Consider the following 21662-nt stretch of genomic DNA (forward strand, 5'->3'; position numbering starts at 1 on the left):
TAAAGTATGGAGTTTATGTCACAGAATGAAATAGTTCGCTAATCGAAGTTTAATGATACAATATAGAAGTGTATTTAGAAAATTTGGAACGTATAAGGGGGAAACATCATTGACGAAAGTAAACTATTCAGAAGTATGGGATCTTGATGTGTTTTTTGAAGGCGGTAGTAATTCAGAAGAATTAAGACTTCATTTAAATAACTTGAAAGCAAAAATTACAGCATTGCAAAATACAACAGCACAATTCGACACACCAACATCTGCGAATGATGACTCGAAGGTGTTTGACATCATCGAAATGACTAAAGATGTAGCACTGAATATGTCACAAGCCAGTGCAGTAATAGGTTGTTTTCTTGCTGCAGATACGACAGAAAAAAAGGCTTTACTTCTTCAAGGTGAAATTGGTATTTTTGGTGCGAGTTTTTCAACGGCTTTACTTCAATTTCAACAAGTATTAGCAAAAGTAGAGGACGACGTTTGGACTTCATTAATAAAGTCTGAAAAGTTGAAGGAGTTCACTTTTGTACTGAATGAGTGGCGGGATGAGGTTGGTCTAAAGTTATCCGGAAAAGAAGAAAGTTTGATCACATCTCTTAGTGTTGATGGCTACCATGGTTGGGGTCAACTTTATGATTTACTAGTAGGCAACATTAAAATAGAGCTTGAAGTGGATGGTGAATTGAAAACGCTATCTGTCGGTCAGGCAAATAATCTAAGTTCACATAGCGATGGAGAGGTTCGAAGAAAATCGTTTGAAGCCCTTGAAGAGGCTTGGGAAGAAAAAGAAGACTTTTTCGCCTCAGCACTTAATCATCTTGCTGGCTTTAGGCTTGCCGTATATGAAAAGCGTGGTTGGGAATCAGTTCTAAAGGAACCATTACTTCGCAACCGAATGAGTGAAGAGACGCTTGACGCAATGTGGGGAGCTATTGGTGCAAGTAAAGAACCTTTCGTTAATTATTTAAATGTTAAGGCAAAAATGCTTGGTACAGATAAACTGAATTGGTATGATATTGATGCACCTGTTACTTCATCGACTAAAGAAATCAATTATCAAGAAGGTGCAGAATTCATTTTAGAGCATTTTGGAAAATTTGGACCAGAGCTTGAAGCGTTTTCTCGTAAAGCTTTTGAAGATGGCTGGATTGAAGCAGAAGATCGCCCAAACAAAAGACCAGGTGGTTTTTGTACTGGAATGCCAATGTCTGAGCAATCACGTATTTTCATGACATATAGTGGTTCAATGTCGAATGTTGCAACTCTTGCACATGAACTAGGTCATGCTTTTCACTCATACGCAATGAGGCCTGTTCATTGGATGAATCGTCAATATGCAATGGGCGTTGCTGAAACGGCTTCAACCTTTGCAGAAATGATTGTTGCCGATGCAGCAGTAAAAGCTGCAGAGACAAAAGAAGAGAAAATTGCTTTGTTGGAAGATAAAATTCAGCGCAGCGTAGCGTTCTTTATGAATATTCATTCTAGGTTCCTTTTTGAAACAAGATTCTATGAAGAACGTAAACAAGGTATAGTACCAGCATCACGACTTAATGAATTGATGGTAGAAGCTCAGCAGGAAGCATATGGTGGAGCCCTTGATACAACACATCCACATTTCTGGGCATCAAAGCTTCATTTCTATATTACTAGAGTCCCTTTTTACAATTTTCCTTATACATTCGGTTACTTATTTTCGCTAAGTATTTATGCTAAAGCATTAGAGGAAGGTACAGACTTTGAACAAAAGTATATGGCGTTACTTCGTGACACTGCATCTATGAGTGTTGAAGACCTTGCGATGAAACATCTTGGAGAAGATATTACGAAACAAGATTTTTGGGCAAAAGGAGTAGCACTTTGTGTGAAAGACGTTGATGAATTCATGGAACTAACGTCAAAAGAAGGGTGATAGGAAATTGATAGTGCTTGAAGGTGAAAAGTGTTATTTACGAATACTAACCGAAGATGATGTTTTCGCGTTCACAGAACTTTTAACAGCTAATAAAAAATACTGGTCTGTTTTTGAACCAAGACAAGATGCAAGTTTTTTCACAGTTTCAGTTCAAAGAGATAAGATACGAGAGTCATTATTTCAGATGAGAGACCGAAGAGAGTATAATTTCGGGATTTTTGAATCGGATACAAATCGTCTTGTAGGGCATATTTCACTATACAGCATTAAAAGGCTTCCTTTTTCGAGTGGGTTTATTGGCTATTCAATTGATGAAAACATGGTGGGAAAAGGAATTGGTTCAGAAGCAGTTCGTCTTATTACTACTTTTTCTTTTGAAAAAGTAGCTTTGCATAGAGTGGAAGCATATGTGTCACCAAGAAATAAAGGTTCAATAAAAGTTTTGGAAAGAGCTGGCTTCTTACAAGAAGGATTACTGCGTAAACTCCTTTATATTAATGGAGTTTGGGAAGATCACTACTTGTATGCTCATATTGAAAACGATTATTGAAAGGGTAAGGCCGCTTTGCGGAAATTGACAGCTAAAATTAAAAGCCGATTTCTCTAATTAGAGAAATCGGCTTTTATATATGAAGCTTTTGTCTATTTCCCGGGAAATTTGTCGGAAAACTACTTACGTACTAAAGTGTAACCATCGACAATAACGTCTAGATGACCTGTTTCGGGATTAGATACCAGTCCATGGACTGGTACTCTTGGATCCATAAGTGGGTGATTGCGAACGGTGTCAACGCTTTGCTTTACGCTGTCCGTAACATCATTAAACCCACGAAGCCAGTCTTCCATATCGATACCTGAATTCTTTAGTGTATTAAAAAGACTTTCATCAATTCCTCGGTGGACCATATCTTTAATAATTGTCTTCGTATCAATAGAACTCATTCCACAATCTTGGTGTCCTATAATAAATACTTCATCCGCTTGTAACTCATAGACCGAGATAAGAATACTACGCATAATTCCACCAAATGGATGGGTTACAACTGCACCAGCACTTTTTATAATTTTTGCATCGCCGTTTCTCAAATTCATAGACCTAGGAAGTAATTCCGTAAGTCTTGTATCCATGCAAGTAAGAATTACGATACGTTTATCTGGAAATTTAGTCGTTGCATATTTTTCATACTTTTTATGTTTAACAAATTCAGCATTGAATTCAAGAATACTTGATAAAGTTGTCATATTAATTCCCCCATCCGAATTGTATTCAGTCACACTGTTTAAAAAGGGGTAAAGAAAAGAGTCGCCAGATTGGCAACTCTTATAGTTTTACTTCAGGTTTTGGATCAATTCTAACTGAGTCAGAAGCAGGCATATCTAGTGTAATGTAGTGCATAATAAAAGCTGCTGACAGTCCGATTACAACAACGAATCCGATAACAGTGGTATACATTAAGCCCATAACAATGACTCCTCTCTACATGTTGATATTATAAGTATACAACAGTTTCTCAAGATTATTAACTAAAATGTGATATTCCTTTATGAATTGTGACGTATTTTAGAATGCCCAGTTGCCGTTTCTGAAAATAGGCTCGCTAGTACCGTCATCGTTTATTCCATCAATATCCATATATTCTGAGCCGATCATGAAGTCCACATGCGTGATACTTTGATTGAGACCGTGCTTTTCAAGCTCTTCAGGAGACATTGTTTTACCACCTTCGATGCAAAACGAGTATGCACTTCCAAGCGCGAAATGATTCGAAGCATTTTCATCAAATAATGTGTTGTAAAAAAGTATCTGTGATTGAGATATTGGCGAATCATGTGGAACAAGGGCCACTTCACCTAAATGTTTAGCACCTTCATCTGTATCGATGAGTCGTTGTAGAACCTCTTGTCCTTGTTCTGCTGAAACTTCAGTTACTCGGCCGTTTTCAAATGAAATTTTAAAGTTGTCAATGATATTACCCCCGTAACTAAGAGGTTTAGTACTTGAAACAAATCCGTTAACACCTGTTTTTAAAGGGACAGTAAATACTTCTTCAGTTGGCATATTGGCCATAAAGGCATGTCCTTTTTCATTTAAACTACCTGCTCCACACCATAAATGTCCTGCAGGTAATTCGACTGTTAAATCTGTACCTGGTGCAAGATAATGCAGTTTTTTATAGCTTTTGTTATTTAAGTAATCTACTTTTGAATGAAGTTTTTGATCGTGATCCATCCATGATTGAATAGGATTCTCGGTATCAGCACGTACCGCTTTAAAAATTGCATCCCAAAGTGCTTCAACTTGCTTGTCTTCTGGGTGATCAGGGAATACCATCTCAGCCCATGCTTTAGAAGGAGTCGCAATTACAGTCCAACTGATTTTGTCGGATTGTATATATTGTCTGAACGTGTTTAAAGCTTTTCCAGTTGCTTTCTGAGAATCTCCAACACGTGTTGAGTCAATCCCTTTTAATAAGTCAGGACTTTGAGAGACGATAGTCATGAAAGCAGCGCCTTTTTCTGCTAGTTGTTCCCGCTCCATTACTTTCCACTCTGGAAAATCAATGAATGAATCACTTGGTGCCTTTTCGAAACGCAAACGAGAAACGGTTTCGTCACTCCAATCAACAAAAACTTGTCTCGCACCAGCTTCGTAAGCTTTTTCTGTTACAAGTCGAACAAATTCAGCGGATTCAATTGAAGCGCTTACATACAGATACTGATTTGGTTGAATGTTGACTCCAACTTTTACTGCTAGTTCTGCATACTTAGATAAATATTGATTGAAAACGGACATAATTAAAAAACTCCTTTCACTATTAACTATATACTAACAAGGATAGTGCAGAAACTGCAATAGATAATAATTTAATGCATTTGTGACAAAGCCAAGTCTCTTCATTTATTCCATCAAATGGTCTAAAGAATTGTAGATTTAAGCCGAAATAAGAAAGAGAATGGAATATTTGGAGGTTCTACATATGGATTTGTCTACGATTATTGGTCTTATATTAGGGTTTGGTGCTGTTTTAGTAGGAATGGTCTTAAAAGGTGTTGCATTAGGAACGTTGTTTAATATAGCTGCCATTCTAATCATTATTTTTGGTACAGCAGCAACTATTATAATCGCCTTTCCGATGAGTGAGTTAAAGAATATTCCAAAGCTTTTTGGCGTTATTTTTAAAGAACAAAAATTGGCATCAGATTCTGATGTGATTCGTATGTTTTCCGAATGGGCAGATGTTGCACGTCGTGAAGGTCTATTATCTCTCGAAGCAAAGACAGATGATATCGAAGATCCATTTCTAAAGAATGGTCTTGGACTTGCCATTGATGGTCAAAATGCGGATTATATTCGTGATGTTTTAAGTGAAGAGGTTGACGCGATGGAAGGTCGACATTCTGCAGGAGCACTTATTTTTACACAAGCAGGTACATATGCACCGACACTAGGTGTTTTAGGAGCAGTTGTTGGACTAATTGCTGCACTAAAAGATATGAATGATATTGAGGCACTGGGTACAGCCATAGCAGCTGCATTCGTTGCGACATTATTGGGTATTTTTACTGGATATGTTTTATGGCATCCTTTCGCTAATAAATTGAAACGAAAATCAAGCATCGAAGTTAAGCAGAAAATGATGATGGTAGAAGGTATTTTGTCTGTTCTCGAAGGGGAAGCCCCACGTGTGATTGAACAAAAGCTTGCATCATACTTATCTATAGAAGAACGTCGCAAGTTGTCAGCTGAAAGACCGGTAGAGAAGGAGGCTGGCCAGTTTGGCGAAGAGACGTAAGAAACCTAGAGATTCGGGACATATTGATGAATCATGGCTATTACCCTACGCAGACTTAATGACGCTACTACTGGCGGTATTTATAGTTTTGTTCGCGTCTAGTACAATTGATGAAAGTAAACTTCAACAATTTTCCTCGGTATTCAATGAATTATTTGATAGTGGACAGGGAATAATGGATAGTTCAGCACCTACGCCAGTCCCAGTACCGAAAGATTCAGTAGGGGAAGAGGATGAAGATTCTTCATATATTGAAGATCGCCGCTCTCTAGAAGAGATTGAGGAACGTTTAGCTGAGTATATCGCGGTCAATGAACTTGAGAATATGTTTGAAACACAATTGAAAGATGAGGGACTTCTTGTAACGATAAGGGATAGTGTACTCTTTAGCCCTGGGAAAGCCATTATTGAAGAAGAGTACGCGATCCTCGCAAATGAAATTACAGCGCTGTTAGTATTTGATGAACCACGTCAAATTATTGTAACCGGTCATACGGATAACGTACCTATAGGTAGTGCAGAGTTCGCATCTAACTGGGAACTCAGTGTGATGAGGGCTGTAAACTTCCTGAAGAAAATTGTGGAGAATGAGGAAATAAATCCATTGTTATTTAGTGCAAAAGGATATGGGGAGTATCAGCCCGTTGCATCGAATGAGACCGCAGAAGGTCGCAGTAAAAATCGCCGGGTTGAAGTTTTAATTCAACCATTAGTCCTGCAAGATGGAAGTGCATTCGAATAAAACAATAAAAAAGACTCGCCGTGGAAATATCCGGAGAGTCATTTTTTATGTTCATTTAGAAAGAATTATTACTCTTTATTACCTACGTAAAGATCCGAGTTCTGCAGCAATCGCTTCCAATTCATTAGAACTGATATGCTTGCGCTTCATAACCATTTCATAAATGTAATGAAGATCTTCATATTTATCTGTGTCGAAATTTTCAGCTCTCATTGCATCGACATTAACCATGCGAATCTTTTCTTTGATTTGTTCAATCATGTACATAGTGTTCTCAGTTGTCGGGTTTGTTAAATCCATAAATAGTAACCGCCTTTCGTTAGCTTCTTACTAATCATTTCATTAAAACTCGACAGTGTCAAATAGAAAATGCATTTATGCTTTCTTTGCTTTTGCTTCCTCTTTCTCTTCTTTAATTTTATTTTGAAAACGCTTTGTTTCCAAAATGATTACACCAGACAATCCAAGAAGCCCTATTAAGTTTGGAATTGCCATTAGCCCGTTTAGAACATCCGCAAATGCCCATACAACGCTTAGTTTTGCAGTAGCACCAACAAAGATAAAGAGAACAAACACTACACGGTACGCTTTAACAGCAGTGTTATTAGGGAATAAGTATTGGAAACACTTCTCTCCGTAGTACCCCCAACCGAAAATTGTAGAAGTAGCAAAGAATAATAGTCCTATAGAGACTATGATTGGACCGGCTCCACCAAGGAACGTACCAAATGCAGCAGCTGTTAGTGCTCCTGCTTCAATTCCGGTATCTTTCCACTGACCGGACATTACAATTGTAACCCCTGTAATTGAACAGATAATAAGTGTGTCAAAAAGTACTTGAGTCATTGAAACGAGTGCCTGCCTACCAGGCATATCTGTTTTTGCTGCTGCCGCTGCAATTGGAGCGGATCCAAGACCAGCTTCGTTGGAGAATAGACCACGCGCTACTCCAAAACGAATGGCGGCACCAACCGCACCACCTAAAGCTGCTTCACCAGTAAATGCAAACTTGAAAATTGTAGCAAATGCTTCGGGAACGAGGTTGATATTCAAAATCATAACAATTGCTCCAGCAATTATATAAAATAAAGCCATGATTGGAACGAAAAATGAAGTAACTTTACCAATGGATTTAATTCCGCCTAGAAGTACAGCTCCGGCAAGAAGTACAAGTGCAACACCGGTAATCCAATGCGGAACGGAGAATGTTTGTGACATTACATCAGCAACTGCTTTGGCTTGGGTTCCATTTCCAATACCAAATGCAGCTAGCGCACCGAATATCGCAAATAAAACGCCAAGCCATTTTTGTTTCAACCCATGTTCTAGATAGTACATTGGCCCCCCAGCCATTTGTCCGTTAGAATCTTTCACACGGTATTTTACAGCAAGGATAGCCTCTCCGTACTTTGTTGCCATTCCGAAGAATCCGGCCATCCACATCCAGAATATTGCTCCCGGCCCACCCAGGACGACTGCAGTGGCGACACCGACGATGTTACCAACACCGACTGTTGCTGCCATTGCCGTCATTAAAGCTTGGAAGTGACTAATGTCTCCTTCTGATTTTTTATCTTGGTTTTTAGTGAATACAAGCTTTAATGCATAAGGTAATAAACGTAATTGAATTAATCCGAGTCTGAATGTTAAATAAATACCTGTACCCACTAAAAGAATTAGTAACGGCGGACCCCAGATAATACCGCCTAGCTTATCTAAAATACCTTCCAACCAATCCATTCCACTTCACTCCCTTTATAAAAGATAACTATCTCTCTTGAAAAAGAATTATATTCAACCCCTTTCAAACTAAGTATTCAAATATATCCTAATCTTCCGAAATATTAGTCAGTTCGTCAAGCATTATTTTTATAATTCGTTATTTATTGTTTTTAATTGTATGATTGAGGGTAAGAATATCTTATGTATTGAATTATAAAATGGAGGTTTTAAAATGGGGAAAAGTAAGTTTGGAACTTTTATTATGATTGGTGCTCTCACGGGGGCCTTAGCGAGTATGATGGATCGCAGCACACGAGTAAAACTTGGTCAGAGAATAAAGTTTATAAAATCGGAAGTAGAATTTTATTCAAAAAGTACGGATGTATTAAAAATTAAATTTGAAGAAAAAAAGGATAAAATACAATCAGTTGTAGGTCAGTTTACTGAAGATGCAACATATGTTAAGGAAAAGGTTGATGAATTAAAATTACTGACCCCACAAGTAAAGGATATGGTTTCTGAAACAAAGGAGACATTTACGGAATCCAAAGACGAATACAAATCAATTGTGAACGAAAGTGGTTTGAATATAAAAAAGTGAAATATGATGAAAGGAGTGATGAAAGTTTGAAGAGAGACGTTCATAAAACTCCTGAAAAAAGTAATCGAGTTGAAGGTCATCAAAGTAAAACACAAAAATCATCAGGTTTTATGAGTGATTCGTCTGTTATGAAGTTTTTTAATGACGTAAAGGATGGCGAAGTGGAAAGTTTTGATGTTACTACTGCAAGTGGGTTCATCAAGGAACTACTTACGAGAATAAAGAAAGTAGACGTAACAGGACTTGGTTCACAAGTTGCTTTCTTTTTCCTATTGTCTATGTTTCCCTTACTAATTTTCATATTTACATTACTACCCTATTTAAATCTTGATCAGGAACAAATCCTGATTTTTATAAGAGATTTTGCACCTGCTAGTGTTGCATTATTAATTGAAGACACATTAGGCGAAGTATTTAATAATAGAAATAGTGGGTTATTATCAATCGGTGCAATTGCAACAGTATGGTCTGCTTCAAAAGGAATGAACGCTTTAACTAAAGCATTAAACCGCTCTTATTTCAAAGAAGAGACAAGGCCATTTCTAATATCACGTGGAATGTCTGTTGTATTCACAATCATGCTTATTGCTGTTCTTGTTATTGCGCTAGTTCTACCTATTTTTGGTCAACAGATTGGTATGATTGTTTTCTCCTATTTAGGTTTAGAACACAACTTTGTTCAAATTTGGAATAGTTTTCGATGGGTATTTCCTTTAGTTTTGATATTCCTAGTATTCACTGTTATTTATTGGGTTGTTCCAAATTTGAAGTTGCATATAAAAAGCGTTTTTCCAGGAGCCGCATTTGCAACGATTGGTTGGATAATTACCTCTCTAGGATTCTCATTTTACGTTAGTAGTTATGGGAATTATTCAAACACGTATGGAAGTATCGGTGGAATCATTGTGTTGATGATGTGGCTGTATTTTTCGTCTATTATTTTAATGCTTGGTGGACAGATTAATGCCGTTATGGATGAAAGGAAAAATTCAATTCAAGCCAAAATAAAAAGCAAAGCCGTTGGTTGAACACACGGCTTTGCTTTTTTTAATTTATTCGATTAAGCATTCGAAGCCCGTTTAATATAACGAGTATCGTACTTCCTTCATGACCGATTACGCCGATAGGTAGATCAACTATTTGCATAAAGTTAAAAATGATGAGTATTGTAATAACGGCTATTGAGAAAAACACATTTTGTTTTACAATCCTTTGCATTTTTCTTGAAAGTTTAATTGCGTAAGAGATGCGTCTAAGATCATTTTGCATTAGGACGATGTCTGCTGTTTCGAGAGCTACGTCAGTTCCATCTCCCATTGCAATACCACTTGTAGCGGTTGCAAGTGCAGGTGCATCGTTTATTCCGTCGCCAACCATGCCGACCGATTTATATTTTTTCATTAATATTTTTAATTGTTCAACCTTAGTTTCAGGTAAACATTCAGCTATATACGAATCGAGTCCTGCCTCTTTTGCAATTACTGCAGCAGTTTTTTCATTGTCACCTGTAAGCATAACTGTGTAGATCCCGAGGTCCTTTAAACTTTGTATAGCAACAACCGCCTCTTCGCGAAGCGTATCCCTTAGTGCCGCTATCGCAACAATTCCCTTACTATCACTTAGAAAAATAACAGTTTTACCTTCTTCAGCAAGTTTTAGTGCGAGACCTTCTTTAAAATCCTCGGCGATTTCTCTTCCAACAAAGCGTGGATTACCAACTAAGTATTCCTCATTATTAATTAAAGCACGTATTCCATGACCAGGAACGTCTTCAATTTCAATTCTCTCTTTAGGAACAACACCATTTTCTTTTGCAAAGTTAGTAATCGCAATTGCCAGTGGATGATTAGACTGAGATTCGATACTTGAAAGAATATCTAGAGCAACTTCAGATTCCACATTCTCACGAGTATAAAAGTCTGTAACTATAGGTTTACCCGTTGTAAGTGTTCCAGTCTTATCAAAAGCAATTGTTTTTAGTGATCCAAAATGTTCGAGGTGTACACCGCCTTTAAAAAGAACCCCGCGTTTAGCTCCATTTGAAACGGAAGCTAGAGTAGCTGGCATAATTGATGCGACAAGGGCACATGGTGAAGCAACTACTAGTAAAACAATTGCACGATAAAAGGTCGTTGTCCAATCCCAATCAAATAAATAGTGGGGGAGAAACATCATTACTACTACAGATACAAGTACAACTTTTACATAAGTTCCTTCAAATTTTTCTATGAATTGTTGTGAAGGTGACTTCTCACTTTGTGCGCTTTGAACAAGTGTGATTATTTTTTGAAAAAGTGTTTCAGAACTTGGTTTTGTCATTTCCATTTCAATCGCACCACTTAAATTCACCGTTCCTGCAAATAACTCTTCCCCTATACCCTTCGTTACAGGTAAGGATTCACCATTAATAGCGGACATGTCAACTGAGGTTGAGCCTCTCGTTATTTGACCATCTACAGGTATTCTTTCACCAGGTTTAACTAGTAGAACTGATCCAACTAGTAAAGAAGAAGTGGAAACTTTAATGTCCGTACCATCTTTTTGAATAAGCCATGCTTCCTCAGGTTGAAGTTCCATAAGTGAAGATATTTCTTTATGGCTTTTATTCAAAGTAAATGTTTCAAGAGCTCCACTAATGGCAAAAATGAAAATTAAAATTGCACCTTCAGCCCAGTATCCGATAATTCCGGAACCAATGGCTGCGAAAATCATCAGCATTTCCACGTTCAATTCTCGGTTTTTTATTGTTTCTTCAACGCCTTCTTTTGCTTTAGCGAAGCCTCCTATTAAGAAAGCAATGATATAAAGAGTTACAGAAATGTTTGCTTCACCATTTTTTCCGATAATCCAAGCAAAGATAATAAGTACACCTGAAAGAAGTGCTGCGATGAGTTCGATATGTTCTTTCCAATCAATTACGTTTTTTTGTCGTTTTTCAACATTTGCAATCAATATTTTCCCCTCCTAATTGAGAATGATAGTCAATATCAAAAGTCCTTATAAAATAGTAAAGTCGGTTTCCCTAATGGGGAGACCGACAAAATAAGAATTTATCAATCAAAAATTAATGGATCCTACATTGTATTAATTATTATATGGTATTGATTATCTCATTATATCACATCATATGCAAATTGAAAATCTAAGCAGTACATTATCTAGAACTTTATTACTAATTATTAATAAATGAATCAGAAGATTTACAATACATAAAAAGTGTGGTATGATTCAATTAATCAATTAGTAAGGGAGGGCGTAGTGTATTGGCGGATCGAATCATAATGAATGAGGAGGGGATTCGTAAAAGTCCGATGGAGGAATACCAGAAGACAACTACGACTTATGGAAATGGATAGTGAGGAAATAAATCATACGTAAAAGGCTTAGCCGTAATCTGGAAATCAGATAGGGACTAAGCCTTTTGTGTTTTATTTAATAAGTTCGTATGTCTCCACAACTTCTATTGAATCAGTTACAGATTGAACCATGGAACAACTCTTTCTTGTTAGTTCCATCACTCTTGGCATTCTTTTTTCGTCAAGTTCAGAATTTGTGATGATGAAGTGAAGATGGACTTTTTCAAGCCTGTTAGCTTCTTCGGCATTACGTATTACTTCTTTCACTTCAATAGAAATATTTTCGGCAGGCATACGCATTTTTTCTAATACTTTTCTAAGTACACCTCCGCTGCATACAGCAAGTGAGGATACGAGAAGTTGGTAAGGTCTAAACCCGTAATTATCGTCCCCAGAAATTTCTAAAACACCAAACTTAGTTTCAGTAGTAAATCCATTCTCTGTCATTTTAAAGTTCATAAAATATCTCCTCCTCTAGATTGGATTATACAGAAACCAATCGTTTAGGGAAGCATATCTGCTTTGTGTTGTGTATTTAAAACTATCTCAAAACAGGATTAATATTTTCGTACTCCATGACAAGATCATCTAGTGTTTGGAAAGAGTATCCTTCTTTTTTTGCATCTGCAATGAAAGATGGAAGTGCTTGAGCGTTATCTGGTGAAACTGTGTGCATTAAAATTAAAGCACCTGGGTGTAGTTGTTTCATCAATTCACCATATGCATAATCCCGACCACGAGGTTTATCGGCATGCCAATCGATAAATGCGACAGACCAAAAAATATGACGATAACCCAGATCATTTCCTTTTGCCAACAACTTTTGATTAAATATACCTTTAGGCGGCCTTACATAAAATGTTCTTTCAATACCAGTTAACTCTTTCAGAGCCTTATCGAATTTTCCCCATTCCTCTTCCATCCCTTTTTCTGTTAAATTGGCCATATTAGGGTGACCGTATGAATGGTTCCCAATAGTGTGGCCTTCAGAAATCATTCGTTTAACGAGCGGTGCAGCACTGGATAGATAATGACCAGTTAGAAAGAATGTTGCGGGGGTATTCTCCTTTTTTAAGGTATCTAGAATAGATTCGGTATATCCATTTTCGTATCCGTTATCAAAAGTAAGATAAACAATTTTTTTATCGGATTTTCCTTTATACAATGCACCGTATTGCTCAATTAAAGATTCGAATGGTTCGCCTGCATTTGGCTGTTCTCCTCCAGTTGCTTTTTTGAAACCCCAATGATATTCTTCGGCTGAGGCAGAAAATGGATTTAATACCAATCCAGCTAAAACAATGATGGAAGCTAATAAAATACCTCCCCAATGATGCTTTGCCATAAAAAAACGCATCCCTTCTTTTTCAGTAGGATGCGCTCAATGATGAAAAATATTCGTTTTTATTACAATAAGTCCTCGAGGGCGGACTTGAGTGTAGGAAACATAAATTCAAAACCATTATCTTGTAAAATAGTAGGCAATACATGCTGGCCTTCTAAGACGAGTGCACTTTTTTGACCTAGTGCTATTTTCATCATAAAAGAAGGAACTGGGAACCAATGTGGGCGATTTAAAACAGTCCCAATTGTTTTCCCAAAGTATTTCATTTGTTGCGGAAAAGGTGAAGTTACATTAACAGGTCCTTGTAGGTTCGTGTTTTCAATTGCAAATACAAGTGCACGTGCGACATCTTTCACATGTACCCAAGAAATCCATTGTTCACCAGAACCCACTGTTCCTCCGCCAAATAGCTTATAAGGTAATGCCATGAGTGGAAGTGCACCTCCGTCCATCCCTAGTACCACACCAAATCTCATAAATACTGCCCGTATTTGATCCTCTTCGACTGTAGCTGCTTTCATTTCCCAATCATGCACTGTTTTGGCTAAAAAATCAGTTGCCATTTCTTTGGATTTTTCAGTATATATTGTTGTAGTAGATGCGGGATAAATCCCTATCGCACTAGCGTTTACTAGCACAGATGGCTTTTTTTGTAACGCAGAAATAATTCTAAGCAATTCATCCGTAGCAATCATTCTACTGTCGTAAATTTGTTTTTGATGTTCCGTTGTCCAACGTCCTTCATTTATGGAGACTCCGGCTAGATTAATAAATGCATCTGCATATTGTATTTCATTTTCGGGGGCGTTCTCGTCACCCAACCATTTAACATAAGTAGTATTCTTTTTTGCGCTTTTGGCACTGCGTGATAAAATGATGATTTCATGTCCTTTACTTTGAAGTATTTCAACTAAAACTTGGCCGACAAATCCTGATCCGCCTGCAATGACAATTTTCATCTTCTACACCTCCGTGAAAGTAATATCTATAGTTGGAATGCGTAAAGCTGAACCGTGCGATAAGAACATGTATACTAATAGAAAACGAGGGAGGTTAAACTATGCCCGTCATTACCAAAATAACACAACAAAAGAAAGACAGCGAGCGGTATAACATTTTCCTCGATGAGAAATATGCATATAGCGTTCATGAAACTGTTCTTGTAAAGTTTGGCTTAACTAAAGGTATGACCTTAGAAGATTGGTCGATAGATGAAATGGTGTATGAAGATGAAATTAGTAAAGCCTTCAATCGTGCACTTCATTACTTAGGGTTTAGAATGCGTAGTGAATTTGAAGTGAAGAAAAAGCTTCTAGATACGGGTTATGGAGAAGCGGTCGTCCTGGAAGCAATTGTTAAGTTAAGAAAAATGGGTTTTCTAAATGATGAAAGTTTTTCTGAAGCACTTCTACAAACTCAAAAAATAACATCGAGTAAAGGGCCAAGAGCCATTCAACAAGAACTTACGAGAAAAGGTGTTGGGAAGGAGTTACAAGCTCAGGTGCTTGAATCATATTCAGAAACAGAACAGGTTGAGGTTGCGACGAAATTAGCTGAAAAAGCAGCGAATTCAAATCGTTCTATACCACCAAGGCAACTGCAACAAAGAATTCAAAACGCCTTGCAAAGAAAAGGATATTCTTTCGATATTATTAAACAAGCCATTTCTGGGATAAGCTTTGAACGTGAAGATGAAGAATGGGACGAAATAACTGCTACTGTTGGAGAAAAAGCTTGGCGCAGATATAGTACGAGATTTAGTGGTAGAGAACGAAACAATCGGGTGAAACAGGCTATGTATCAAAAAGGGATTTCATTTGACCTGATAGATCGCTTTATAGAAAAAAAGGAGAATGAAGAGAATGACGACTGAAAAAAGATATAGCGAAATGAATGAACATGAATTGCGAACTGAAATAGGCAGACTTCGTGAAAAAGCTATGAAGGCGGAGCAGTTAGGTATTTTAAATGAATATGCTGTCTATCAGAGGAAAGCGGTTATGGCCCAATCCTTTTTAGTAGACCCTTCAACAATTGTGCCGGGGGAAATTTACCGCATTGATGGCGATGAAGGCGTGTTTTTTCAAGTAGATTATTTGAAAGGACACTTTGCATGGGGATACAGACTCGGTGGTGACCGCGCTGACGAGGCATTACCGATATCTATGTTGAAATCCGTAAAAACAGGTAAATAACCGTAAAAGGCCACGGACAAGTAAATTTTGTCTGTAGCCTTCCTGTTTTTAAGAATTTGGACTGAAATTCAATTTTTTCTTTAGTTTGTCCTCTGAGAAAATCCAACCTGTATACGAATTTAAAACATTTAAATCCGAGTCGATATGCGCGACCGCAACAAAGGGGTAATAGCCTTTGCTTCGATACCTCAAATCAATTAGGCGCACTTCGCATATATCATCAATATACGAAACATTCCACCGGTATATTGGAGAAAACGAAGTGAATGCTTCGATATTCTTATCTTCCATTGCAGCTTCTATTTCGGGTGTTGTCGGCATTGGTTTACGTTCGAAACGATCATAAATATTTACGGACCGGCCGTACGCTCGTCCAACATAATGATAGTTTGCCGTAGATGCAGCAACCCTCCACTGGAAAAAACGCATTGTTGGTGCAATGAAAACGTCGTCCGCATCTGGAATTGTGTTGAAAACAGCTCTTTTAACGGCTGATTTGATTGCGAAACGGAGTAAATAATAAAAGAATATGATGATATAAGTAGTTATCATTGTAGAGACTGGATTTGCGCCAAACATCCAAATGAGTATTGCCAATATATGCAAACCGAAAATAACCGGATCAAATGTATTGATTACACCTATTGCTACCCATCGATGTGAAAATGGACGTAACGCTTGTGTGCCATATGCATTGAAAATATCAACAAATACATGTAAAAATACTGCGAGAAATGTCCAAGCCCATACATGAAATAAATTAGCACCAGGAATGAGTAATGACAATAGTATTGATATAAGAATTGGCCATATTAATACCGCGGGAATGGAATGAGTAATGCCACGGTGATGGCGTATATAAATCGCATTATTTCTAAGTTTTAATACAGTATCAATATCTGGAATTAATGAACCAACAACAACACCAGTGATAACTGCGGTCATGGTTGCAGGATTTGAAGTAACGACAGGATCTGCCATTGATAAACCAGCAAGTGCGACGCCCATAACAATATGTGTGCCTGTATCCAAAATAATCAACTCCTCTTGCCAAAGATTTTTGCATTGGCTAGGTTTTGCGGAAAAGCCTTGATAACTAATATATACCCTTTATACGATAATGATAAGCATATGCGATTGGGAGGAAAACATGCAACTCTTAGATAATAAAGTCGAATTTCGTAAATCACTTCTTTCTTGGTATAAGGAAGAGAAGAGGGATTTACCATGGCGTCATACTTCAAACCCTTATTACATTTGGGTTTCTGAAGTGATGTTGCAACAGACAAGAGTGGATACTGTAATTCCTTATTATGAACGATTTATTGACAAGTATCCAACAATGGAAACACTCGCATTGGCGGAAGAGAATGAATTGTTGAAAATGTGGGAAGGTCTTGGCTATTATTCACGTGTGAGAAATTTGCAAATAGGTGTTCAAGAAGTCGTAGAAAGCTATGGTAGTGAAGTTCCGAACAATAGAAAAACAATTTCTACACTAAAAGGAGTTGGACCGTATACAGCAGGTGCTGTATTAAGCATTGCGTATGGCATTCCGGAACATGCGGTTGATGGAAATGTAATGCGAGTAATTTCTAGAATCCTTTTAATAGAAGAGGATATCTCTGTACCTAAAACAAAAAAGATTTTTGAAGACGTAGTTATGGAACTGATTGATAAGAATGATCCTTCTTCATTCAACCAAGGATTAATGGAACTTGGTGCTACGATATGTACACCAAAACCAAAATGCTTACTTTGTCCTGTTCGTGAATATTGTTCCGCATTTTTCGAGGGAAAGCAAGAAGAACTTCCTGTTAAATCAAAGAAGTTGAAAAAGAAGATAATACCTGTTGCATCCTTTGCTATTAGAAATGAGCAAGGTCAATGGTTAATGAAACAAAGGCCTAGTAAAGGATTGCTTGCAAATTTATGGGAGTTCCCTATGGTGGAATTAAAAGGGGACGCAACACCGTTAGAAGCTTTGATTGAACAATATAATATTACACCAATTGAACCAGATGAATTAATATCTTTTAAACATCTATTTTCTCATATTACATGGGAAGTAAAAAGCTTTCTTGCACATTTAACAGGGATGGAAAAGGTTCCTGAAGAATTTCAATATTTCACATCTGAAGAAGTAGAAGCATTACCAAAAGCAGTTCCAGTTCTTAAAATTTGGGAGGAAATTAAAAATGTCTAATAAAGTTGCGCTCGTTACTGGAAGCTCCAGAGGATTAGGAAAAGCGTTAGCGATTGAACTCGCTGAAAATGGATATGATATTGTTGTCAATTATGCTCGAAGTAAGTCGGCTGCGGAAGAAACAGTTAAAGAAATTGAAGCGTTAGGGCGTAAAGCTCTTATGATTCGTGCAAACGTTGGTGATGTAAAAAAACTTCGTCTGATGTTTGAAGAAATTAAAACTGAGTTTGGTCGATTGGATGTCTTTGTATCTAACGCGGCTTCAGGCGTCTTACGACCAATTATGGAGTTAGAAGAATCACATTGGGATTGGACAATGAATATTAACGCAAAAGCAATGCTATTTGGTGCTCAAGAAGCCGCAAAGTTAATGGATAAAGGCGGGAAAATTGTAGGTGTTAGTTCGCTTGGTTCGATTCGATATCTTGAAAATTACACGACAGTTGGTGTTTCAAAAGCTGCAATTGAATCTTTAACACGATATCTTGCAGTAGAGCTGGCCCCGCAAGGGATTTCTGTAAACACGGTTTCAGGCGGTGCACTGGATACAGAAGCTTTGAAACATTTTCCAAATAGAGAAGAACTACTCGAAGATGCGCGTATCAATACACCGGCCGGACGAATGGTGGAAATTAAAGATATGGTGAAAGCAGCTATGTTTCTTATTTCTGAGGATTCGAATATGATCCGCGGACAAACGATAATTGTAGACGGCGGTCGTTCAATATTAATGTAATTCGACAGGAAAAGGCATGATACAAAAATATCCAATGAATAAAAATGTTTTTCTTGCACATGTTAACGAGGACGGAGGTGAAAAATCCATGACTAAAAACCCGAATCAAAACATGCAAGGAAAAAAACAGAATCAAAACATGCAGGAAGAATTTGCATCCGAAACTGATGTAAACCAAGTAAAAAAACAAAACCAACAATCAATGCAGAACAAAAGCAAAATGGGGACAGGTAATGCACAGCAAAACCAAAACTCAAGTACCATGCAAGAAGAATTTGCATCTGAAACGGATATAAATCAGGTGAAAATGCAAAACCAACAATCAGAGTCGAACAAAAAAGGTTATACTGCAGCACGTAATTTAAATAACGGGTCTAAGTAGTTATGTGGATTTACATCACCGGCCGACAGGAGCACTAGGCTTCTGTCGGTTTTTATTTATTCTAAATAAATGAGTAGCAAAAGCTCAAAGGTTTCTACTTTCGATCAGATGTTGGTATAATAATGTAATCGTAATTACATCGAAATTTTTCGGGAACAAAAAGGCGGGTTCATATGACAATTCCAAAAGAAGGAGAAATAATTCAAGTACATAGCTACAAGCATGATGGAAATATTCATCGTGTTTGGTCAGAAACAATGGTGCTTAAAGGAACAAAAAACATTGTAATAGGAGCCAATGAAAGAACACTGGTTACAGAAGCCGATGGACGTGCTTGGTTGACGCGTGAACCGTCTATTTGTTATTTTCATGCAGAACACTGGTTCAATATCATTTGTATGTTAAGAGAAGACGGGGTTTATTACTATGTAAACTTAAGTTCTCCATTTGTTTATGACAATAAATCGCTAAAATACATTGATTATGATCTCGATGTAAAAGTGTTCCCTGATATGAGCTATATGATTCTAGACGAAGATGAATATGCAGTACATAAGAAGAGGATGAATTATCCTGAAGTGATTGACAAAATCTTACACAATAATATTGACAGGCTTCTTAGCTGGATTAAACAAAGACGTGGTCCATTCGCACCCGACTTTATAGAAGTATGGACACAACGATATGAGTTTAACAAACAAGTAAGAGACAATCAGTAAAGCCTGACCGCTTATGCGGCAGGCTTTTTAGTATATTAGGAGGCAGTACGATGGGTGACAGTGTTAAACGCTATTTAAAATTTGTTAAGCCTTATAATTGGCAAATAGTATTTACGATTTTTATAGGGGTTATTAAATTTGCAATTCCGTTATTTATACCATTACTAATAAAGATTGTAATAGACGATATTATTGGTGTCGATACGTTATCCGCTGCTGAAAAGACAAGGCAACTCTTTTACTGGCTCGGTGGAACTGCGTTATTGTTCTTTCTGATTCGACCACCAATCGAGTATTACCGACAATATTATGCTCAGTACGTAAGTAATAAAATCCTGTATGATATTCGAAAAGAACTTTATTCTCACTTACAAAAACTGAGTTTAAGTTATTATTCAAATACCCGTGCTGGGGAAGTTATTTCAAGAGTAATCAATGATGTCGAACAAACAAAAAACTTTGTCATGATCGGTCTAATGAACGTTTGGTTAGATCTCGCAACAATTTTAATAGCAATTGCGATAATGTTGACGCTAGACGTTAAGTTAACACTCGTAACATTACTCGCATTTCCGTTTTATGCGTTTAGTGTAAAGCACTTTTTTGGAAAACTGAGAGAATTGACCACGCGTCGATCTCAAGCTCTTGCAAATGTGCAAAGCTATTTACATGAACGCATTGCGGGAGTAAGTGTTATTAAAAGTTTTTCGTTAGAAGAAATTGAACAAGAACGATTTGATGAGACGAACGACAACTTTCTTACTAAAGCACTTGACCATACAAAGTGGAACGCAAAAGCATTTGCAGTTGTAAATACAATTACAGATGTTGCACCGCTTCTTGTTATTGCATACGCTGGGTACCAAGTAATTAATGGACCCTTATCGGTAGGAACAATGGTTGCATTTATAGCTTTTATTGACCGATTGTATGGACCTTTAAGAAGACTTGTGAACTCTTCGACGACTCTTACGCAGTCCTTTGCATCGATGGACAGGGTTTTTGAGTTAATGGAGGAGAAATACGATATTACAGATAAGGAAAATGCGGTTTTATTACCTCCAATGCAAGGTGAAGTAGAATTCGACAATGTAAGCTTTTCTTATGAAGAAGATGGAGAAACTATATTGAAGGAAATAAACTTTAAAGTGAATGCTGGTGACACCGTTGCGTTTGTTGGAATGAGTGGCGGAGGAAAATCGACAATCGTAAGTTTAATTCCACGTTTTTTCGACGTCACGAGTGGAGAAATACGAATTGACGGATATAATTTGTCAGATGTTAAAATTAAATCACTTCGTGAACAAATCGGTATTGTAATGCAGGACAGCATCCTTTTCAGTGACTCGGTAAAAAGTAATATTTTAATGGGTAAACCAGATGCTACAGAAGCAGAAGTTATTCTTGCTGCAAAAGCTGCGAATGCACATGACTTTATCGAGGAATTACCTCAAGGATACGAGACAAGGGTGGGCGAACGTGGTGTTAAACTGTCGGGGGGGCAAAAACAAAGAATTGCTATCGCGAGAGTGTTTCTTAAAAACCCTCCACTTTTGATATTGGACGAGGCCACATCTGCACTGGATTTGGAAAGTGAATCCCTAATTCAAGACTCTCTTGAAAGACTAGCCAGTGATCGAACAACACTAATTGTTGCACATAGATTATCGACAATCACACATGCAAACACGATATTTGTCATTGACACTGGTGAAGTAAAAGAAAGTGGAACGCATGAAGAACTCATGGAGAAACAAGGAATTTATTACGGATTATTTCAGTTTCAACAACTAGGTTAATATAGAATTCATTAATACCGCCACAAACCTATTTTGAATTGGTTTGTGGTGGTATTTTTTATTGTAAATCTAATATTTGAAATACTCTTGTAATTAATTAGAATGGTCGTATAATTAAAATAATAGTCACAATACTCTGTAAAAAAAAAA

General features: G+C 37.3%; 23 protein-coding genes. 13 read left to right on the top strand and 10 right to left on the bottom strand.

Translation table 11 applies throughout. The annotated features are described in order from the left end of the window. Window positions 1–109: 109 nt before the first annotated feature. The gene (locus ACFSFY_RS07065) at window positions 110–1912 is read left to right on the top strand and encodes a M3 family oligoendopeptidase (protein WP_381536616.1); all 1803 of its coding nucleotides are present in this window, start codon (window positions 110–112) and stop codon (window positions 1910–1912) included. Between the two features lie 7 nt (window positions 1913–1919). Then, the gene (locus ACFSFY_RS07070) at window positions 1920–2465 is read left to right on the top strand and encodes a GNAT family N-acetyltransferase (protein WP_381536618.1); all 546 of its coding nucleotides are present in this window, start codon (window positions 1920–1922) and stop codon (window positions 2463–2465) included. Window positions 2466–2584: 119 nt separating this feature from the next. On the opposite strand, the gene ACFSFY_RS07075 is transcribed toward ACFSFY_RS07070, so the two are convergent. From ACFSFY_RS07075 to ACFSFY_RS07085, 3 genes are all read right to left on the bottom strand, one after another. Next, window positions 2585–3157 carry a beta-class carbonic anhydrase gene (locus ACFSFY_RS07075; RefSeq protein ID WP_381536620.1) on the bottom strand — a complete coding sequence of 191 codons (573 nt, stop codon included), beginning with the start codon at window positions 3155–3157 and terminating at the stop codon, window positions 2585–2587. A 79-nt stretch (window positions 3158–3236) separates the two neighbouring features. Next, window positions 3237–3377, bottom strand: a complete 141-nt coding sequence (locus ACFSFY_RS07080; protein WP_381536622.1) for a hypothetical protein — start codon at window positions 3375–3377, stop codon at window positions 3237–3239. Between the two features lie 99 nt (window positions 3378–3476). Then, the gene (locus ACFSFY_RS07085) at window positions 3477–4709 is read right to left on the bottom strand and encodes an aminopeptidase (RefSeq protein WP_381536624.1); all 1233 of its coding nucleotides are present in this window, start codon (window positions 4707–4709) and stop codon (window positions 3477–3479) included. A 184-nt stretch (window positions 4710–4893) separates the two neighbouring features. Between ACFSFY_RS07085 and motA the strand changes: the two genes are divergently transcribed. Both motA and motB read left to right on the top strand, forming a co-directional pair. Then, window positions 4894–5709 (top strand): flagellar motor stator protein MotA, encoded by an 816-nt coding sequence (gene motA / locus ACFSFY_RS07090; RefSeq protein WP_381536626.1) that lies wholly within the window; start codon window positions 4894–4896, stop codon window positions 5707–5709. Further along, a complete protein-coding gene (gene motB, locus ACFSFY_RS07095) occupies window positions 5693–6451 on the top strand; it encodes a flagellar motor protein MotB (protein ID WP_381536628.1) in 759 nt (252 codons plus the stop codon). Before motA ends, motB begins: the two co-directional genes overlap by 17 nt. A 78-nt stretch (window positions 6452–6529) precedes the next feature. Here motB and ACFSFY_RS07100 read toward each other — a convergent pair whose 3' ends face one another. Both ACFSFY_RS07100 and ACFSFY_RS07105 read right to left on the bottom strand, forming a co-directional pair. Beyond that, the gene (locus ACFSFY_RS07100; protein ID WP_381536630.1) at window positions 6530–6751 is read right to left on the bottom strand and encodes a DUF1128 domain-containing protein; all 222 of its coding nucleotides are present in this window, start codon (window positions 6749–6751) and stop codon (window positions 6530–6532) included. A gap of 75 nt (window positions 6752–6826) precedes the next feature. Then, window positions 6827–8191: an alanine/glycine:cation symporter family protein gene (locus tag ACFSFY_RS07105; RefSeq protein ID WP_381536632.1), complete on the bottom strand. Its 1365-nt coding sequence runs from the start codon at window positions 8189–8191 to the stop codon at window positions 6827–6829. Between the two features lie 214 nt (window positions 8192–8405). Here ACFSFY_RS07105 and ACFSFY_RS07110 point away from each other — a divergent pair, with 214 nt between their 5' ends. Together ACFSFY_RS07110 and ACFSFY_RS07115 are read left to right on the top strand one after the other, a co-directional pair. Next, the gene (locus ACFSFY_RS07110) at window positions 8406–8774 is read left to right on the top strand and encodes a YtxH domain-containing protein (protein WP_381536634.1); all 369 of its coding nucleotides are present in this window, start codon (window positions 8406–8408) and stop codon (window positions 8772–8774) included. Between the two features lie 26 nt (window positions 8775–8800). Next, window positions 8801–9802 carry a YihY/virulence factor BrkB family protein gene (locus ACFSFY_RS07115; RefSeq protein WP_381536635.1) on the top strand — a complete coding sequence of 334 codons (1002 nt, stop codon included), beginning with the start codon at window positions 8801–8803 and terminating at the stop codon, window positions 9800–9802. Window positions 9803–9821: 19 nt separating this feature from the next. Here the strand turns inward: ACFSFY_RS07115 and ACFSFY_RS07120 are convergent, their stop codons facing one another. The 4 genes from ACFSFY_RS07120 to ACFSFY_RS07135 form a co-directional block, all read right to left on the bottom strand. After that, complete coding sequence (locus ACFSFY_RS07120) at window positions 9822–11726, bottom strand: heavy metal translocating P-type ATPase (protein WP_381536636.1); 1905 nt, start codon at window positions 11724–11726, stop codon at window positions 9822–9824. A 476-nt stretch (window positions 11727–12202) separates the two neighbouring features. After that, complete coding sequence (locus ACFSFY_RS07125; RefSeq protein ID WP_381536638.1) at window positions 12203–12589, bottom strand: OsmC family protein; 387 nt, start codon at window positions 12587–12589, stop codon at window positions 12203–12205. An 82-nt stretch (window positions 12590–12671) separates the two neighbouring features. Then, window positions 12672–13475, bottom strand: coding sequence for a polysaccharide deacetylase family protein (locus ACFSFY_RS07130; RefSeq protein WP_381536640.1), 804 nt, complete (start codon window positions 13473–13475; stop codon window positions 12672–12674). Between the two features lie 62 nt (window positions 13476–13537). Beyond that, entirely contained in the window at window positions 13538–14434 is an 897-nt protein-coding gene (locus ACFSFY_RS07135; protein WP_381536642.1) for a TIGR01777 family oxidoreductase, read from the bottom strand. 101 nt (window positions 14435–14535) lie between these two features. Here ACFSFY_RS07135 and recX point away from each other — a divergent pair, with 101 nt between their 5' ends. Beyond that, the gene (recX, locus tag ACFSFY_RS07140) at window positions 14536–15348 is read left to right on the top strand and encodes a recombination regulator RecX (RefSeq protein WP_381536643.1); all 813 of its coding nucleotides are present in this window, start codon (window positions 14536–14538) and stop codon (window positions 15346–15348) included. Next, window positions 15338–15670, top strand: a complete 333-nt coding sequence (locus tag ACFSFY_RS07145) for a YfhH family protein (protein ID WP_381536645.1) — start codon at window positions 15338–15340, stop codon at window positions 15668–15670. Before recX ends, ACFSFY_RS07145 begins: the two co-directional genes overlap by 11 nt. 48 nt (window positions 15671–15718) lie before the next feature. On the opposite strand, the gene ACFSFY_RS07150 is transcribed toward ACFSFY_RS07145, so the two are convergent. After that, the gene (locus ACFSFY_RS07150) at window positions 15719–16702 is read right to left on the bottom strand and encodes a metal-dependent hydrolase (RefSeq protein WP_381536647.1); all 984 of its coding nucleotides are present in this window, start codon (window positions 16700–16702) and stop codon (window positions 15719–15721) included. A gap of 118 nt (window positions 16703–16820) precedes the next feature. On the opposite strand from ACFSFY_RS07150, the gene mutY reads away from it, so the two are divergent. From mutY to ACFSFY_RS07175, 5 genes are all read left to right on the top strand, one after another. Next, window positions 16821–17876 carry an A/G-specific adenine glycosylase gene (gene mutY / locus ACFSFY_RS07155; protein WP_381536648.1) on the top strand — a complete coding sequence of 352 codons (1056 nt, stop codon included), beginning with the start codon at window positions 16821–16823 and terminating at the stop codon, window positions 17874–17876. After that, window positions 17869–18612, top strand: a complete 744-nt coding sequence (gene fabL, locus ACFSFY_RS07160) for an enoyl-[acyl-carrier-protein] reductase FabL (RefSeq protein WP_381536650.1) — start codon at window positions 17869–17871, stop codon at window positions 18610–18612. Before mutY ends, fabL begins: the two co-directional genes overlap by 8 nt. A gap of 88 nt (window positions 18613–18700) precedes the next feature. Further along, the gene (locus ACFSFY_RS07165; RefSeq protein WP_381536652.1) at window positions 18701–18994 is read left to right on the top strand and encodes a gamma-type small acid-soluble spore protein; all 294 of its coding nucleotides are present in this window, start codon (window positions 18701–18703) and stop codon (window positions 18992–18994) included. 173 nt (window positions 18995–19167) lie between these two features. Beyond that, window positions 19168–19713: a nucleoside tri-diphosphate phosphatase gene (ntdP, locus tag ACFSFY_RS07170; RefSeq protein WP_381536654.1), complete on the top strand. Its 546-nt coding sequence runs from the start codon at window positions 19168–19170 to the stop codon at window positions 19711–19713. A 50-nt stretch (window positions 19714–19763) separates the two neighbouring features. After that, the gene (locus ACFSFY_RS07175; protein ID WP_381536656.1) at window positions 19764–21512 is read left to right on the top strand and encodes an ABC transporter ATP-binding protein; all 1749 of its coding nucleotides are present in this window, start codon (window positions 19764–19766) and stop codon (window positions 21510–21512) included. Window positions 21513–21662 lie beyond the last annotated feature (150 nt).

This window comes from Sporosarcina siberiensis (assembly GCF_042681925.1).
In the GTDB taxonomy this organism is placed as follows: Bacteria; Bacillota; Bacilli; order Bacillales_A; family Planococcaceae; genus Sporosarcina; species Sporosarcina siberiensis.